The sequence below is a fragment of the Streptomyces sp. MNU89 genome (genome assembly GCF_020982505.1).
GTDB classification, from domain to species: Bacteria; Actinomycetota; Actinomycetes; order Streptomycetales; family Streptomycetaceae; genus Streptomyces; species Streptomyces xinghaiensis.
Genome location: NZ_JAJKLL010000001.1, coordinates 6,702,303 through 6,718,201 on the forward strand (window position 1 = coordinate 6,702,303; position 15,899 = coordinate 6,718,201).

A 15,899-nucleotide genomic window follows, 5' to 3' on the forward strand; every position below is an offset into this window, starting at 1 on the left:
GCCGGCGGCGGTGGCGGCTCCGGAGACCGGGCGCCGGGCGGGGCGGCCCGCGGTCGCCGGGACCTTCGCGATCTTCGCACGCGCACCCCGCGCCGCGGGGCCGATCAACCGCAGAAGCCGCGGACCAGCGCCCTCGCAGTCGTCGTCGCCCGCGCGGCCACCTTGTCGGCGGCCTCACCCGGCTCGCCGAAGAGACCGCTGAGCAGCAGGGCCGCATAGCCACGGGTCAGCGCGGCCAGGGCCTCCAGGAGCGTGGTGGCGAGCTCATGGCCGCCGTCGGGGACGAGCGCGAACGCGTCCGGCAGCAGCATGTCGATGAACGCCCGCCCGCTGTCCCGGAGTTCGGGGTGGGCCGCGCGCAGGTCGGCGTGGAAGAGGATGTCGAAGCCGCCCCGGAAGCGGGCGGCCGCCCGGACGTAGACCTCGCCCACCGCCGCGAGCCGGTCCTCCGGGGTGACGATGTCCGCGACCGCCTCGACGTACATCTCGTTGACCCGCCGTGACACCTCCAGCGCGGCGGCCGCCAGCAGCGCGTCCCGGTCGGCGAAGTGGCGGTACGGGGCGCCAGGGCTGACGCCGGTACGGCGCGCGGCCTCCGACACGGAGAAACCGCGCACCCCGGACTCGTCGACGATCTCCAGCGTGGCACGGACCAGCGCGGCGCTCAGATCGCCGTGGTGGTACGTGTCGCGCCGTCCCTTCGCCCTGGTCACCATCCCGTAGAGCCTACTCAAAGTCCCCGGGGGCGCCGCGCCGGGTGAGGCCGCCGATTCCCGCGGTCCCGGTGATTCCGCCGATACCGGTGGCCCGGCGGGCCGGGGCGCGCGAGGACGGCCCCGGCCCGCCGGCACCCCGGGCACGGGACGGGGAACGGCGCCCCCGGACCGGAGCCGGGGCCGGAGCCGCCGCTCCGCCGCTCATCCCCGCGCCGCTTCCCTCGCCGCCGTGAGGGCCCGGCGCGCGTCCTCGATGCGGATCGGCAGGTCGCGGGCCCGGCTCCCGGTCGCGTGGTGGAAGGCGTTGGCGACGGCCGCCGCCGCGCCGACGATGCCGAGCTCCCCGATGCCCTTGCCGCCGACCGGGTTCAGCCGGTCGTCGCGTTCGTCCAGGAAGACCGCTTCGATGCCGCGCACGTCCGCGTGGGACGCGATGTGGTAGCCGGCGAGGTCCGGGTTCGCGAAGTCCCCGAACTCCTGGTCGACCTCGGCGCCCTCCAGCAGCGCCATCGACTGGCCCATCAGCATCCCGCCGACCAGCTGCGAGCGCGCCGTCAGGGGGTTGAGGATGCGCCCGGCGGCGAAGACGCCCAGCAACCGGTCCACCCGGATCTCCCCGGTGTCCGTGTCGACCCGCACCTGCGCGAACTGGGCGCCGAAGCAGTGCCGGGACAGCTCCGCCCGGCCCGCGATGTCCTCCGTCGTGTCGGCGCGCACCTCCAGCCCGCCCGGCGGTACGGCACCGCCGGCCGCCGCCAGTTCGGCCGTCAGCGCCCGGCACGCCTTGTCCACCGCCCAGCCCCAGGAGGCGGTGCCCATCGAGCCGCCCGCGAACGCCACCGAGCCCATCGAGGCCCGGCCGATCTCCAGCCGGACCCGGCCGGGCGCGGTCCCGAGGGCGTCCGCCGCCACCTGCGTCAGCACCGTACGGGCCCCCGTGCCGAGGTCGGCCGCGCCCACCCGCACCCGGTACGTGCCGTCGGCCTCGGCCCGGGCCAGCGCCGACGAGGGATAGACGTAGTCCGGGTGGTGCGAGGCGGCGACGCCCGTGCCGACCAGCCAGCGCCCCTCGCGGCGCGCCGCCGGTGCCGGGTCGCGGTCCGCCCAGCCGAAGCGGGCCGCGCCCTCCCGCAGACACGCCACCAGGCCGCGGCTGCTGAACGGCAGCCCGTTCTCCGGGTCGTTCTCCGGCTCGTTGACGATCCGCAGCTCGACCGGGTCCATGTCCAGCTCGGACGCCAGTTCGTCCATCGCCGACTCCAGGGCGAACATGCCCGGGGTGTGGCCGGGGGCGCGGAACCAGACGGGCGTCATGACGTCCAGCCGGGCCAGCCGCAGCGTCGCCCGGGCGTGCGGCGCCGCGTACATCATCCGGGTCGAGGAGACGACCTGCTCGACGAACTCCGTCGACCGCGAACTCTGGATCACCGCCTCGTGGTCGACGGCGGTCAGCCGCCCGTCGCGGCCGGCGCCGAGCCGCACCCGCTGGATCGTCGGCGTCCGGTAGCCCGTCAGCACCGGCACCTGGCGTCGCGTCAGCGCGATCTTCACCGGCCGTCCGACCGCCCGCGCGGCCAGGGCCGCCAGCACCACCGAGGCCCGCGGAGAGCCCTTGGAACCGAAACCGCCGCCCACGTGCTCGGAGACGATCTCCACCGCGCCCGGGTCCAGCCCGAACAGCGCCGCCAGCGTCAGGGAACTCATGAACGGGGCCTGGTCGGCGTTGTGCAGCACCAGCCGCCCGTCGCCGTCCCAGGCGGCGATGGTGGCGTGCGGCTCCATCGGGCTGGGGAACTGGGTGGGGGTGGTGTACCGCGCCTCCACCCGGACCGGCGCCGCGGCCAGCGCCCCGTCCGGGTCACCGCGCTCCACGAACCCCGGGGTGCCGTCGTTCGTCGAGACCTCGGGTACGTACAGCCCCTCGTCGTCCTCCCGCAGCACCACGTGGTGCGGCTCCCGCTCGTAGGTCACGGCCACCGCCGCCGCGGCCTCCCGCGCCGCCTCCAGGGTCTCCGCCACGGCCGCCGCCACGATCTGGCCGTGGTGCGCCACCTCGGGGGATTGCAGGACGAGCATGTGGTCGCCCGCGCCCAGGAGCTGTCCGGAATCGGCGAAGTCCGCGCGCAGCCGGGGCGCGTTGGTGTGGTCGAGCACCGCCAGGGCGCCGGGGACGGCGAGCGCCGCCTCCGCGTCGACGCCGGTGACCCGGCCCCGGCCGACGGTGGCTCCGACCGGCCAGACGTACGCGGCGCCGGACACCGGGAACTCGTACGCGTACCGGGCCGCGCCGGTGACCTTGTCCAGGCCGTCCACCCGCACCAGAGGGGCGCCGATCGCCGGGGCGTGCGCCGTTGGGGCGCGGTCGGCGCGGGGCGCGGCCGGTGCGGCCGGTGCGGTCGTCTGTGCGGTGGCCGGTGTTCCGGCCGGTGCGGTGGTGCCGGTCCCGGCGGCCCCGGTCCCGGCGGCGGTGTCCGTCCTCATGACTGCTCCTCCCCGTGGCCGCCGGCGGCGGAATCCGCGCCGGTGACGAGATCGCGCACCGTGGCCGCGACCAGATCGGTGATCAGGCCGAGTTTGAAGGCGTTGCCGGGCAGCGGGCGGGCGTCCGCGAGTTCGGCTCCGGCGGCGGCGCGCAGCAGCGCGTCCTCCGGGCGGTGCCCGAGCAGTCGTTCCTCGGCCGCCCTCGCGCGCCAGGGCCGCGGGGCCACGCCGCCGAGGGCGATCGCCACCCGGTCCAGCGTCCCGTCGTCCGCCTGCCGCACCGACACCCCCACGCTCACCAGGGCGAAGGCGTACGACCAGCGGTCGCGCACCTTGCGGTAGCGCATCAGGGCGCCGGGCGGCGGGGCGGGCAACTCCACGGCGGTGATCAGCTCGCCGGGCGCCAGCACGGTCTCCCGGTGCGGTGTCCGGCCCGGTGGCAGATACAGCTCCTCCACCGGCACCGTGCGCTCCGTGCCGCCGGGGGAGCGCAGATGGACGGTCGCGTCGAGCGCGGCCAGCGCCACCGCCATGTCGGAGGGATGGCTCGCCACGCAGTGCTCGGAGGTGCCGAGTACCGCCAGCTCGCGGTGCGCGCCCGTGGCTGCCGGGCAACCGGAGCCGGGCTCCCGCTTGTTGCAGGGCTTGGTGACGTCCTGGAAGTAGCCGCACCGGGTGCGCTGCAGCAGGTTCCCGGCCACCGTGGCCGCCGTCCGCAGCTGCCCGGAGGCGCCCGCGAGCAGCGCCTGCGACAGCAGCGGGAAGCGCCACCGGATGCCCGCGTCCCCGGCCAGGACGCTGTTGCGCACCGCCCCGCCGATCAGCACCGAGCCGTCGGAGCGGTGTTCGACGCGGTCGTAGGGCAGCCGGGAGACGTCGACGACGAGGCCGGGCCGGGCGACGCCGAGTTTCATCAGATCGACGAGATTGGTGCCGCCGCCCAGATAGACGGCGTCGGGCCGGTCCGCCACCAGGGCCGCGGCCTCGTCGGCGTCGGACGCCCGTACGTAGGCGAACTCCTTCATCGCGGGCTCCTTGCGGACGGCCCGGCGGATCCGGCCGGTGCGGCGGGGCCGTGCTCGCCGGGGCCCGCGCCCGCGGCCTCCAGGACGGCGGCCACGATGCCCGGATGGGCGCCGCAGCGGCAGAGGTTGCCGCTCATGCGCTCGCGGACCTCCTCGGGCGTCAGCCCGGTGGTGCCGGTCACGCCCGCCACCAGGTCCTCGGTCACCCGGCTGGGCCAGCCGCGGGCGGCCTCGCCGAGGGCGCCGATCGCGGAGCAGATCTGGCCGGGGGTGCAGTAGCCGCACTGGAGGCCGTCGTGGGTGAGGAAGGCCCGCTGGACGGGGTGGAGGCCGTCCGCGGTCCCGGCCGCCGTCTCCGCCGTCTCCGTGCCGGCCGCCGCTCCGTCGGCGAGACCGGCCACCCCTTCGATCGAGACGACGTCGCGGCCCTCGGCGGTCACCGTGAGCGTCAGGCAGCTGTTGACCCGCTCGCCGTCCACCAGAACCGTGCAGGCGCCGCACTGTCCGTGGTCGCAGCCCTTCTTGGCGCCGGTCAGGCGCAGTTGTTCGCGCAGCGTGTCGAGCAGCGTGGAACGGTTGTCCACGGTCAGATGATGCTCCTCCCCGTTGACACGCAGCGTGATCTCGCTGGTCGAGGCGGTATGTAAGAGACTCATACATGCAATGTATCATCCTCTTACATTGCGGGAGTCGGGTGGCGGCCAACGGATCGGAGATCGCCCGTGCGGGATGTGGTGGAGGACCTGGAGCGCTGGTGGCGGGCCGGGGAAACGGTCGGGGTGGCCACCGTCGTGGCCACCTGGCGCTCGTCGCCCCGGCAGCCGGGCGCGACCATGCTGGTCGGCCCCGGCGGCACGGCGGTCGGCAGTGTGTCGGGCGGATGTGTGGAGGCCGCGGTCCACGAGCTGGCGTCGGACGTGGCGGCCGGGGCGCCGCCGCTGCTCCAGTCCTACGGAGTCGCGGACGACGACGCCTTCGCCGTCGGGCTGACCTGCGGCGGCACCGTCGAACTCTTCGTCGAGCGCGTGGACCGGACGACGTTCCCGGAGCTCGGCGAGGCGGCCGAGGCCATCCGGGCGGGGGAGCCGGTGGCCGTGGTGACCTGCGTGGCCGCGGCCCGCACCGGCGGCAGCGCCGCGCGTCCGGACGGGAGCCCGGGAGGCGGTCCGGACGCGGGACCGGGAGACGGCCCGGACCCCGAGGGCCGCCTCGGCCGGCATCTGGTGGTTGGGCCCGGCCGCGTGACCGGCTCCCTCGGCAGCCCCGGGCTGGACGCCGCCGTCACCGCCGACGTCCGCGCGATGCTCGCCGCCGGGCGCGGCGGCACGCTGCGGTACGGGTACGACGGGCGGTGTCCCGGCGAGGAGGTGCGGCTCTTCGTGGCCGTCCACGCCGCGCCTCCCCGGCTGATCGTCTTCGGCGCGGTCGACTTCGCCGCCGCCCTGGCCCGGATCGGCGTCTTTCTCGGCCACCGCGTCACCGTCTGCGACGCCCGCCCGGTCTTCGCCACCCGCCGCCGCTTCCCGGAGGCGGACGAGGTGGTGGTCGACTGGCCGGACCGCTATCTGCGCGCCGAGGCGGCGGCCGGACGGACCGACGCGCGCACGGCCGTCTGCGTCCTCACCCACGACCCCAAGTTCGACGTCCCGGTGCTCGAGACCGCGCTCCGCCTGCCGCTGGCGTACGTCGGCGCGATGGGCTCCCGCCGCACCCACCGGGACCGTCTGGGCCGGCTGCGGGCGGCCGGCCTCACCGAGCCTGAACTCGCCCGGCTGGCCTCGCCCATCGGTCTCGACCTGGGTGCGCGCACCCCGGAGGAGACCGCCGTGAGCATCGCCGCCGAGATCATCGCCGACCGCGCGGGCGCCACCGGCAGCCGCCTCTCCGGCCTGACGGGAAGCATCCACGCCGCCGAACCCGAACCCGGACCCACGCCCGTGGCCGCGGTGTCCCCGCCCGTCTCCGCTCACGCCCCCGCCGCCGGGCCGCTGCCCGTACCGCAGGGGCGGCCGGGCCCCGGTACCGGGCCGCGGAGCTGACGGGGTCCGCCGGCCCGGACGGGCCGGGGAGCTGCCCGCGACCGGCCGCCCGGCGCGGGTGGCCCGGCCGTCCGCGGCGGCGCGGCGACGCCCCAGGGGTTCCGGTCCGATTCCGTTCGCACACCATGTGACGACCGTGTGTGCGCAGGCAACATCTTGGTGCTACCTCCCGGCCGGGCGCAGACGTTCGATAGGGTCGGCGCCGCCGACTCTCCGAAGGTCCGCTTTTGCCTCGGAGCGTCGCCAACTTGCCTTCTTGGGGGCAATGTTGACGTTTTTCTTCCGAAAACCGGACCGGGGAGCAGGGGAAGCGTGGGGAACGTGACCGCCATGCCAGGGCACCTGCCGCCGTCTCCGGCCGCCGGGGTTCCGTGTCCGCCGTCTCGTTCACCAGTTCAAGGACGTCCATGATCGAATCCCATCTCTTACCGGAGCTCTTCCTGGGGGGCGGTCTGGCCGCCACCCTGGTGGCACTGGTGCTGCAGACCCGTGGCAAACACCGTCTGAAACGCGCCAAGGCCGCCGTGGAAGAGCAGAGCGAACGGGCGCGGCAGCGGGCCGAGCTGGAGCGGTACGCCAACCGGGCGGCGGAGTCCGAGGCCCGGCACCTCGTCGAACGGCGGCTGCCCGCCGTGGTCGATGTCGAGGCACGGGGCCATCCGGGTGTCGTCGTCCCCGGACTGCTGGAGCCCGACCTCAAGGGCACCCCGGTCGACACCGCGTACAGCGCGGCGGAAGACCTCGTGCGGGAGGCCGTGGCGATCACCCGGGAGAGCATCGGCCGGGACGCGCGCGCCGGGGTGCGGGGGATCGCCGACGAGGCGCAGACCTACCTCGTCCGGCTGCAGATGAAGATCGACGAGGAACTGGACAAGTACCCGTCGGCCGGCGCCTATCACCAGAGCCTCACGGACATCGACCACTTCGCGACCCGCGCCCTGCACACCCTGCAGCGGCTGCGGATCCTCGCCGGCTCCTGGCCCGGCGTCCAGCGCGCCAACTGCACGTTCCGCGAGATCGTCGAGAGCGCCCGGGGCCGCATCGACGCCTACGACCGGGTCTCCTTCACCTATCTCCCGCGCACCGCCGAGCTGTTCGTCGAGGGCCGGGTGGTGGAGCCCGTCACCGTCGCCCTCACCGAACTGCTGAACAACGCCACCTCCTACTCCAGCGACCGGGTGACGGTCTACGTCCAGGAGGTGCAGAGCGGCTTCAGCATCGTCGTCGAGGACACCGGCCTCGGCATGAACGTCTTCCAGCGGGAGGAGGCGGAGCGGCTGCTGCGCCGGAGCACCGTCATGGACGTCACGAACCTGCGCGACGAGCGGCAGCTCGGCTTCGCGATCGTGGGCCGCCTCGCCGGCGACTACGGGTTCCGCGCCGATGTCGGCGCCCCCTCCGCGGGCGGCGGGGTCAAAGCCGTGATCCTGGTGCCCAACGCGCTGATGGGGGACGCCCCGGAGGACACCGGAGCGGTGCACATCGGCCGGGACGCCCCGGCCGCCGGGACCGCCGTCCGCCCGGAGACCGCCGTCCGCCCGGAGACCCCTGGAGACCCCGGACCGGCGACGCGCCGCCGGCCGGCGAGGCGCCGCACCCGCCCCCGACCCCGCGGGCAGCCGGGGCATCCCCGCCGAGCCTCCGCTGTCCACCGAGTCCGGCCTGCCGAAACGGCGCCGCCGCAGCCGTACCCGGACCGCGGAGGGCCCCTTCCAGGAGGCGGCCTCCGACACCACCGACCCCGACACCCTCGCTGCCGGCTTCGACCAGATGCGACGCGCACTCAGCGCCGGATACGCCGCGCCCGACACCGGAGGAACCCCCACCGATGACTGAGCACACCGCCGACACCGTGGACATGACCTGGGCCCTCAACGAACTCGCCAAGGAGCGCGGGGTCGTGAACGTCCTGCTGTTCACCTCCGACGGCCTGCTGCTGGCCGCCTCCGACGGCCTGTCCCGGGAGGACGCCGAGCGCGCCTGCGCCGCCTTCTCCGGCATGAAGGCGCTCAACCAGGACCTCTCCGGCTTCTGCGGCCAGGCCGAGGAGGACGGCGACGGCGACGGACGGCTGACGTGGCGGCACATCGTCAGCGACATGAAGGACCACACCGTCCTCGTCTTCGCCGCCGGCCGGCGCACCGGCGTCGGCGTCTCGGTGCGGGGCGACTCCATGAGCCAGGAGGTGGCGGTGGCCATCACCGCCACCATGAAGATGATCAGAGGGCTGCGCCCGGTGCTGGAAGCCCGGGAACGGCCGGCCCCGGCCGGCACCTCATGACGCCGCCCGCGCACCGCCGCCGGGGGATGGTGCGGTCGTACACCGTCACCGGCGGCCGCGCCACCCCCTCCCGTACCAGCCTCGACGAGGCGACGCTGCTCATCGCCGACCAGAAGATGCCCCTGACCGGTCTGAACCCCCACGCGCACCGGGTGATGGACCTCTGTCTGCCCGGAGTGCTCTCCGTGGCGGAGGTCGGCCACCACCTGCAACTCCCGGGCGCGGTCACCAAGGTGATCGTCTCCGGGCTGGTGGACAGCGGCCACCTGGTCGCCCGCTCACCCGTTCCCGCCGCTCAGCAGCACGACATGGCACTGCTGGAGAGGATCCTGGATGCACTCCACGCGCTCTGACCGCTATCTGCCCGCCGGTGCCCGGTCGGTGAAGATCATCGTTCTCGGGCCCTTCGCCGTCGGCAAGACCACCTACGTCGGCTCGGTGTCGGAGATCCGGCCGATGCGCACCGAGGAGCGGATGACCCGGGCCGGCGAACTCGTGGACGACCTCCGGGGGATGGAGGGCAAGGACACCACCACCGTCGCCATGGACTTCGGCCGGCTCACCCTCACCGAGGACATCGTCCTCTACCTCTTCGGCGCCCCCGGCCAGCCCCGCTTCCAGTCCATGGTGCGCTCGCTGATGGAGGGCGCGCTCGGCGGACTCGTGCTGGCCGACACCCGGCGTCTCGACCAGAGCTTCGACTCCATCGACCTGCTGGAGGACACCGGGCTGCCCTACACCGTCGCCGTCAACGAGTTCGACGGCGCCCCGGTGTACAGCGACGCCGAACTGCGCGACGCCCTGAGCATGGACGAGGACACGCCGCTGGTCCGGCTGGACGCCCGCCTCCGCGACTCCGCCAAGCAGGGCCTCATCTCCCTCGTCACCCAGATCCTCCGCCGCCCCAGCCTGGAGCCCGCCCGATGAACCGGTCCGCCACCCCCCGCTGCCCCGTGCTGCACGGCGAGGACTTCGCGGCCCGCCCGCAGGACGCCTACGCCGCCCTGCGGGAGACCGCGCCGGTCGCCTGGGCGGAGATCGCCGACGGGGTGCACGCCCTGGTCGTCACAGGCCACCGCGCCGCGATCGACCTGCTCAACGACACCGAGACCTACGCCAAGGACTCCCGCGCCTGGGCGGCCCTGCAGCAGGGGCAGGTCCCGCCGGACAGCCCCGTCCTCGCCCTGATGGCCTGGCGCCCGAGCCTGCTCTACGCGGACGGGGAGCGGCACGAACGCCTCCGCCGGGCCATGGACGACTGCCTCGCCCGGATCAGCCCGCACCAGCTCCGGGAGACCACCCGCGCCCACTCCGCCGCGCTGGTGGCCCGCTTCGCCCCGGACGGGCGGGCGGATCTGATGACCGGGTTCGCGGACATGGTGCCGCTGCTGGTCTTCGCCGACATCCTCGGCTGCCCGCCGGAGTTCTCCAACCGGATGGTCACCGCCTGCCAGGGCATGATCAACGCCGGACCGGAGGCGGGCCTCGCCGCGGCCGACCTGGCCGCCTGCCTGGCGGAGCTCCGGGAGCTCAAGAAGGCCCGCCCGGGGCAGGACTTCACCTCCTGGCTGCTCGCCCACCCCAGCGGCCTCACCGACGACGAGATCCTGCACCAGCTCGTCGTGGCCGTCGGCGCGGGCACCATCCCCACCGCCGCCTGGATCGCCCACGGCCTGCGGCTCCTGCTCAGCGACGACCGCTACGCCGGTGACCTCACCGGTGGCGCCGTCACCGTCGGCCGCGCCCTGGAGAAGGCGCTGTGGACCCACTCGCCCATGGCCAACTTCTCGGTGCACTTCGCCCGGTACCCCACCCAGCTGCACGGGGTGCCGATCCCGCCGGGCGTGCCCATCCTCATCAGCCACGCCGCCGCCAACACGGACCCGGCCCTGGCCGGCCTCGGCTACGAGAACCGCTCCCACCTGGCATGGTCCGCCGGACCGCACCGCTGCCCGGCCACCGGCCAGGCCACGGTCGTCGCGCGGACCGCCATCGAGACCGTCCTCGACCGGCTCTGGGACCTGGAGCTGGCCGAGGGCCCCGTGCCCAACCGGCACGGGCCGTTCCACCAGTGCCCCGCCTCGATGCACGTCACCTTCCGGCCGCAGCCGGAAGACGTACCGATACCTGCCGCCACGTCCTCAGGAGGTACCGCGTGACCAGCACCCCCGTCAGCACCCGCCCGACGGCACCGCGACCGCCGGCCCCGCCGCGTCCGCCCCCGTCACCCTCGACACCAGCGGCAGCCGGCTCTACGCGCAGACCGACGGCCTCCGCGAGGCCGGGCCCGCCACCCGGGTCCGGCTGCCCGGCGACCTCACCGCATGGTCCGTCACCCGCGGGGAGGTGGCCAAGCAGCTGCTGACCCACCCGCACATATCCAAGGACGCCCGCAAGAGCTGGCCCGGGTACCGGCCCGGCTCCCATCCGTGGCTGGCCTCCTGGGTGGACGTCGTCTCCATGTTCACCAGCGACGGCGACGACCACAAACGGCTCCGCTCCCTCGTCGGCAAGGCGTTCACCCCGCGCCGGATCGAGGCCATGCGCCCGGCGGTCGAGGCCGTCGTCACCGGCCTCCTCGACGAACTGGAGGCGCTGGAGCCGGGCGGGCACCCCGTGGTGGACCTCCGCGCCCGCTTCTCCTACCCGGTGCCCACCCGCGTGATCTGCGACCTGTTCGGTGTGCCCGCCGGGCAGCGCCCCGAGATGCTCCGCGTCATCGACGCCGTGCTCGACACCAGCGCCACCGCCGAGCAGGCCATGGCCACCCGCCGCGACCTGTTCGCCGCGATGCACCACCTCATCGGGAGCAAGCGCAACGGGCCCGCCGAGGACATGACCGGCCTCCTCCTCGCGGCCCACGAGGAGGACGGCGACCAGCTCAGCGAGGAGGAGCTGGTCTCCACCCTGATCCTGATGATCGGCGCCGGCAGCGAGACCGCCGTCTCCCTCATCGACCACGCCGTCGAGGCGATGCTCACCCACCCGGAGCAGCTCGCCACCGTGCTCGCCGATCCCGGCCGCTGGGACGACGTGATCGAGGAGAGCCTGCGCCTGCACCCCCCGATCATGCATCTGCCGCTGCGCTACGCCACCGCGGACATCGACCTCGGCGAGGGCGTCACCCTCCGCGCCGGCGACCTCGTCCTCATCGCGTTCGGCGCCCACGGCCGCGACCCGCAACTCCACGACCGGCGGGACGCGTTCGACATCGACCGCGAGGACAAGCAGCACCTGGCCTTCGGACACGGCGTCCACTTCTGCCTCGGCGCGCCCCTGGCCCGGCTGGAGGGCCGGATCGCCCTGCCCGCCCTCTTCGAGCGCTTCCCCGGGCTGAGCCTCGCCTGCGAGCCGGGGGACCTGCGGCCGCAGCCCTCCTTCATCGGCAACGACTACCGGGAACTCCCGGTCCGCCTGCGCGGAGCCGGGGCCCCGGCTCCGGAGGCCACCGCGGGCTGAACCCGCCCGCCGCCCGCGCCCCGGCCCCCGGTTCCGCCGGGGGCCGGGGGCCGGTCAGTGCCCGTGCCCCGGATCGTGGCCGGGGATCGAGCCGTCCTCCTCCGTCACCAGGAAGAGCCCCGCCATCCCCATGTCCGCGTGGCTCTGGACGTGGCAGTGGTACATCCAGGCCCCGGCGCCCACGCCCTCGCCCGCGATCACCTGGAAGCCGAAGGAGTCGGCCGGGCCCGTGATCTTGTTGTCGATGACGGGGGTGTGGTCGTCGGGGCCGGTGAGCAGCCCCGTGCGGTTGTCGGCCCAGCGGTGCCCGTGCAGATGGAACGTGTGGTAGTACTCGCCGTGCGTGATCGAGACGAACTCGACCCGCTCGCCGAGCTTCGCGGTGATGTCGTACGGGTCGTCGGCGGCGCGGTTGTTGACCGTCATGTCGTTGAAGACGATGGTGAACTGCTTGTCCGGCAGGACGTCCCCCGCGCGGCGCACGATCAGCGGGCCGTAGAGGCCCTTGCGGACGCCGGCCGTGCCGTGGACGGTGCCGACCGCGTGGTCGTGGTAATGCCAGTAGCCGGCGCTGCCCGGGTTCCAGGTGCCGTCCGCGCGGCGGCCGGGCTCATGGGTGCGCCAGGTGTACGTGCGCCGCTCGCCCGGCGCCACGGTGCTTCTGCTCAGCGGGGAGCCGTCGCTGCCGAACTCGTAGTCCACACCGTGCGGGTGGAGGCTGAGGGTGACGTCCGCCAGGTTCACCAGCTCGATGTGCAGGGTGTCGCCCTCGGTCATCTCCAGCAGCGGGCCGGGGATCGCCGCCTTGCCCGGCTTGAGGCCGTATCCCAGCTGCCCGCCGGGGAGGTTCTCCGCGTAGAGGGTCAGATGACGGACCTCGCCGCCGGCCTTCGCGGTGGCCGCGTTCCGTAACACCGGCCTGCCGGGCTGCGCGGCCGCGGCCGCGGTGGGGGTGAGGGCCGCCGGGGCGGCCAGCGCGGCCGCGGCGACGCCGCCGGTGAACGACCGCCGTGAGAAGAAGCGCCGCGCCGTGGTGCCGCCTGCCTCGGTCATCTGGTCTCCCATTCCCCCGCGGGCCGTCGCCCCCGGGTCGTCTGCGGGTCGTCTGGGGGTCGTCCGGTGGTTGTCGCGTCCGTCCGGGAAGGACCGTCCGGCCCCGGTGTTCCGAGGGCTGGGACGGCATCAAGGTAACGGCCGCCGGGGAGTTCTTCTAGTGTCAGGACAAAGTTTGTTGATGTGCGGTCATTCCTATTGGCGGACCGTCAAAAGCCCTCTAGCTTCAAGACATTGCTGCGATCGCAGAGGGGTGAGAGAGCTATGCGGGCCACCAAACCGCAGCCAGGGCCCTCGGCACGACGAGGGCGCATCAGGGGCCGCGCGTGGACGACAGCCGCGCTGGCCGCCGGAATGACCGTGACCATGCTGGGAGGGCCGCCGGGGGCGGCGGCCGCTCCCGCCGATCCGCGGCCCGGTGCGGCGACGCCGCTGCCACCGGCCGTCACCGCGGCGGCGGACTCCGCCACCGGGACGGCCGCGGCGCCCTTACCCGGGGGCTCGGCCGCCGGGGACGTCCGGGTGCTCGTCTTCCACGACTCCGGCGGGCAGCCGTCGGCCAGGACCGCGGCCGGTATCGAGGCCCTGGAGGAAATCGGCCACCAGGGCCCGGCCGAGGAGCGGTTCGCCGTCGACGCCACCGACGACCCGTCGGTCTTCACCACGCAGAAGCTGCGCCAGTACAACGCGGTCGTCTTCCTCTCCACCCCCGGCGACATCCTCGACAACGCCCAGGAGGACGGCTTCCGGGCCTACGTCGAGTCCGGCGGCGGCTTCCTCGGCGTCTACGACGCCGCCCGCACCGAGCCGGACTCCTCCTGGTTCACCGGCCTCATCGGCACCCGCCCCGCCGGCGACGGCTCCGCCGGGGTGCAGCGCGCCACCGTCGAGACCGGCGACCGCGACCACCCGGCCACCGCCGGTCTGCCGCAGGAGTGGTCCCGCAAGGACCACTGGCTCAGCTGGCAGCCCAACCCCTCCGGCGAGGTGCACACCGTCGCCCGGGTCCGCGAACGCACCTACGACCCCGGCGCCGACGCCCTCGGCTGGGACCATCCCGTCTCCTGGTGCCGCGACTACCGCGGCGGCCGCTCCTTCTACACCGGCATGGGCGGCACCGCCGCCGCCTTCGCCGAGGAGCGGCTGCGCACCCATCTGCGCGGCGCCCTCCTGTGGACCACCCGTCTCGCCCGCGCCGACTGCCGGGCCACCATCACCGCGAACTACGAGGCCACCCGCGTCACCGAGCCCAACACCCCCGGGCAGGCCGACCGGATCGGCGAACCACACGGCCTGGTCACCGCCGAGGACGGCCGCGTCTTCCACATCGGCCGCGGCGGCGGCACGGGCAGCGATCCCGTCGTCACCGACTGGAACGACCCGGACATCGGCCTCGGCATGGGCACCGTGCACGTGTGGGACCCGCGCACCGGGGAGAGCCGGCTGGCGGGCGTCGTCGAGGTCTTCGGCAACAAGGGTGGCGGCGGGGAACTCGTCAAAAACGAGGAGGGTCTGCTCGGGATCGAACTCGACCCGGACTTCGCCGAGAACGGCTGGATCTACCTCCACTACACCCCGCACTCCGAGATCGACCGGGAGAACCACCTCGCGCAGCGCCGGGTCTCCCGCTTCACCCTGGACCACGCCACCAACCGCTTCGACCCCGCCTCCGAGAAGGTCCTCCTCTCCTGGGAGGTGCAGATCCACAGCTGCTGCCACGCGGGCGGCGGCATGGCCTGGGACTCGTCGGAGAACCTCTACATCGCCACCGGCGACACCAACTCCTCGCAGTTCAGCGGCGGTTACTCCGGCAACAACCCGGAGCCGGCCTTCCGCGGCGTCTCCTTCGCCGACGCCCGCCGCACCTCCGGCAACACCAACAACCTCAACGGCAAGATCCTCCGCATCCACCCCGAGGACGACGGCACCTACACGATCCCCGAGGGCAACCTCTTCACCGGCGAGGAGGAGGGCGGCGGCAAGACCCGCCCCGAGATCTACGTGATGGGCGTGCGGAACCCGTCCCGCATCTCCGTCGACCGGGAGACGGACACCCTCTACGCGGGCTGGGTCGGCCCCGACGCCGGTGCGCCCAGCCCCGTCTGGGGCCCGGCCAAGTACGACACCTTCGCCGCCATCACCGAGGCGGGCAACCAGGGCTGGCCGTACTGCATGGGCAACAAGCAGCCCTACCGCGACCGCAACCTCCCCGACCCCTCCCAGCCGCTCGGCTGGTACGACTGCGACAACCTCAGGAACGAGTCACCCCACAACGACGGCCTGGTGAACATTCCGCCGGCCCGCTCCAACACCATCTGGTACTCACCCCAGGGCGGCGCCCCGGACTTCCCGCGCGACGGCGACGGCATCCCCAGCTACAAGGTGGAGGAGTCCCGCTATCTGCTGCCCTGGCTCAAGGGCGGCTCCCAGGCCGCCATGAACGGCCCCGTGTACCGGCACGACGCCGGCGGCGACAGCGCCGTCAAGTGGCCGGAGTACTGGGACGGCAAGTGGTTCGTCGGCGACTTCTACGACGGCGAGCAGCCGCGCCACGCCGTCGCCCTGGACCCCGACACCGCGGACAAGGGCGGCCTGCCCGTCCACGCCGAGAGCCTGGACGGCATCATCCCGGCCGGCCGGGACGGCATCCGCAACCTCATGGACTGGAAGTTCGGCCCGGACGGCGCCCTCTACGTCCTCGACTACGGCCGGGGGTTCTTCACCTCCACCGACGAGTCGGCGCTGTGGCGCGTCACCTACCGGGGCGGCCCGCCCACACCCCTCCCCGGCGACCTGGTGACCCGGGACGCCGCGGCCGGCGACGGGAGCGACCGGTGAACGGGAC

At 74.1% G+C, this 15,899-nt stretch carries 13 protein-coding genes; 8 read left to right on the top strand and 5 right to left on the bottom strand.

Annotated elements, in window-relative coordinates:
• Positions 1–104: 104 nt before the first annotated feature.
• From E4N63_RS28765 to E4N63_RS28780, 4 genes are all read right to left on the bottom strand, one after another.
• Complete coding sequence (locus E4N63_RS28765) at positions 105–716, bottom strand: TetR/AcrR family transcriptional regulator (RefSeq protein WP_125623814.1); 612 nt, start codon at positions 714–716, stop codon at positions 105–107.
• 201 nt (positions 717–917) lie between these two features.
• On the bottom strand, positions 918–3,197 hold the full coding sequence (locus tag E4N63_RS28770) for a xanthine dehydrogenase family protein molybdopterin-binding subunit (RefSeq protein ID WP_230242088.1): 2,280 nt from the start codon (positions 3,195–3,197) through the stop codon (positions 918–920).
• Positions 3,194–4,222, bottom strand: a complete 1,029-nt coding sequence (locus tag E4N63_RS28775; protein WP_125623816.1) for a xanthine dehydrogenase family protein subunit M — start codon at positions 4,220–4,222, stop codon at positions 3,194–3,196. The genes E4N63_RS28770 and E4N63_RS28775 overlap by 4 nt, the downstream gene beginning before the upstream one ends.
• Positions 4,219–4,878 carry a 2Fe-2S iron-sulfur cluster-binding protein gene (locus tag E4N63_RS28780; RefSeq protein WP_230242089.1) on the bottom strand — a complete coding sequence of 220 codons (660 nt, stop codon included), beginning with the start codon at positions 4,876–4,878 and terminating at the stop codon, positions 4,219–4,221. The genes E4N63_RS28775 and E4N63_RS28780 overlap by 4 nt, the downstream gene beginning before the upstream one ends.
• 66 nt (positions 4,879–4,944) lie before the next feature.
• Between E4N63_RS28780 and E4N63_RS28785 the strand changes: the two genes are divergently transcribed.
• The 7 genes from E4N63_RS28785 to E4N63_RS28815 all read left to right on the top strand — a co-directional run bounded on the left by E4N63_RS28785 (position 4,945) and on the right by E4N63_RS28815 (position 12,001).
• Positions 4,945–6,261, top strand: a complete 1,317-nt coding sequence (locus E4N63_RS28785; RefSeq protein ID WP_230242090.1) for an XdhC family protein — start codon at positions 4,945–4,947, stop codon at positions 6,259–6,261.
• 407 nt (positions 6,262–6,668) lie between these two features.
• Entirely contained in the window at positions 6,669–8,093 is a 1,425-nt protein-coding gene (locus E4N63_RS28790; protein WP_230242091.1) for an ATP-binding protein, read from the top strand.
• The gene (locus E4N63_RS28795; RefSeq protein ID WP_230242093.1) at positions 8,090–8,542 is read left to right on the top strand and encodes a roadblock/LC7 domain-containing protein; all 453 of its coding nucleotides are present in this window, start codon (positions 8,090–8,092) and stop codon (positions 8,540–8,542) included. The genes E4N63_RS28790 and E4N63_RS28795 overlap by 4 nt, the downstream gene beginning before the upstream one ends.
• 26 nt (positions 8,543–8,568) lie before the next feature.
• Positions 8,569–8,895: a DUF742 domain-containing protein gene (locus tag E4N63_RS28800; protein WP_230242095.1), complete on the top strand. Its 327-nt coding sequence runs from the start codon at positions 8,569–8,571 to the stop codon at positions 8,893–8,895.
• The gene (locus E4N63_RS28805) at positions 8,876–9,469 is read left to right on the top strand and encodes an ATP/GTP-binding protein (RefSeq protein ID WP_125623820.1); all 594 of its coding nucleotides are present in this window, start codon (positions 8,876–8,878) and stop codon (positions 9,467–9,469) included. Before E4N63_RS28800 ends, E4N63_RS28805 begins: the two co-directional genes overlap by 20 nt.
• On the top strand, positions 9,466–10,701 hold the full coding sequence (locus E4N63_RS28810) for a cytochrome P450 (RefSeq protein WP_228429657.1): 1,236 nt from the start codon (positions 9,466–9,468) through the stop codon (positions 10,699–10,701). Before E4N63_RS28805 ends, E4N63_RS28810 begins: the two co-directional genes overlap by 4 nt.
• Before the next feature lie 187 nt (positions 10,702–10,888).
• Positions 10,889–12,001, top strand: a complete 1,113-nt coding sequence (locus E4N63_RS28815; protein ID WP_230242097.1) for a cytochrome P450 — start codon at positions 10,889–10,891, stop codon at positions 11,999–12,001.
• 54 nt (positions 12,002–12,055) lie between these two features.
• Here the strand turns inward: E4N63_RS28815 and E4N63_RS28820 are convergent, their stop codons facing one another.
• Positions 12,056–13,054 (bottom strand): multicopper oxidase domain-containing protein, encoded by a 999-nt coding sequence (locus tag E4N63_RS28820; protein WP_125623822.1) that lies wholly within the window; start codon positions 13,052–13,054, stop codon positions 12,056–12,058.
• A 264-nt stretch (positions 13,055–13,318) separates the two neighbouring features.
• Between E4N63_RS28820 and E4N63_RS28825 the strand changes: the two genes are divergently transcribed.
• Entirely contained in the window at positions 13,319–15,892 is a 2,574-nt protein-coding gene (locus tag E4N63_RS28825; RefSeq protein WP_374112849.1) for a ThuA domain-containing protein, read from the top strand.
• The last annotated feature ends 7 nt before the right edge of the window (positions 15,893–15,899 follow it).

Bases quoted from the DNA above. Each gene is read 5' to 3' on its own strand.
- E4N63_RS28790 (WP_230242091.1), top strand. From the start codon at position 6,669: ATGATCGAATCCCATCTCTTACCGGAGCTCTTCCTGGGGGGCGGTCTG.
- E4N63_RS28795 (WP_230242093.1), top strand. From the start codon at position 8,090: ATGACTGAGCACACCGCCGACACCGTGGACATGACCTGGGCCCTCAAC.
- E4N63_RS28765 (WP_125623814.1), bottom strand. From the start codon at position 716: ATGGTGACCAGGGCGAAGGGACGGCGCGACACGTACCACCACGGCGAT.
- E4N63_RS28770 (WP_230242088.1), bottom strand. From the start codon at position 3,197: ATGAGGACGGACACCGCCGCCGGGACCGGGGCCGCCGGGACCGGCACC.
- E4N63_RS28810 (WP_228429657.1), top strand. From the start codon at position 9,466: ATGAACCGGTCCGCCACCCCCCGCTGCCCCGTGCTGCACGGCGAGGAC.
- E4N63_RS28780 (WP_230242089.1), bottom strand. From the start codon at position 4,878: ATGAGTCTCTTACATACCGCCTCGACCAGCGAGATCACGCTGCGTGTC.
- E4N63_RS28825 (WP_374112849.1), top strand. From the start codon at position 13,319: ATGCGGGCCACCAAACCGCAGCCAGGGCCCTCGGCACGACGAGGGCGC.
- E4N63_RS28775 (WP_125623816.1), bottom strand. From the start codon at position 4,222: ATGAAGGAGTTCGCCTACGTACGGGCGTCCGACGCCGACGAGGCCGCG.
- E4N63_RS28820 (WP_125623822.1), bottom strand. From the start codon at position 13,054: ATGACCGAGGCAGGCGGCACCACGGCGCGGCGCTTCTTCTCACGGCGG.
- E4N63_RS28805 (WP_125623820.1), top strand. From the start codon at position 8,876: ATGCACTCCACGCGCTCTGACCGCTATCTGCCCGCCGGTGCCCGGTCG.
- E4N63_RS28800 (WP_230242095.1), top strand. From the start codon at position 8,569: ATGGTGCGGTCGTACACCGTCACCGGCGGCCGCGCCACCCCCTCCCGT.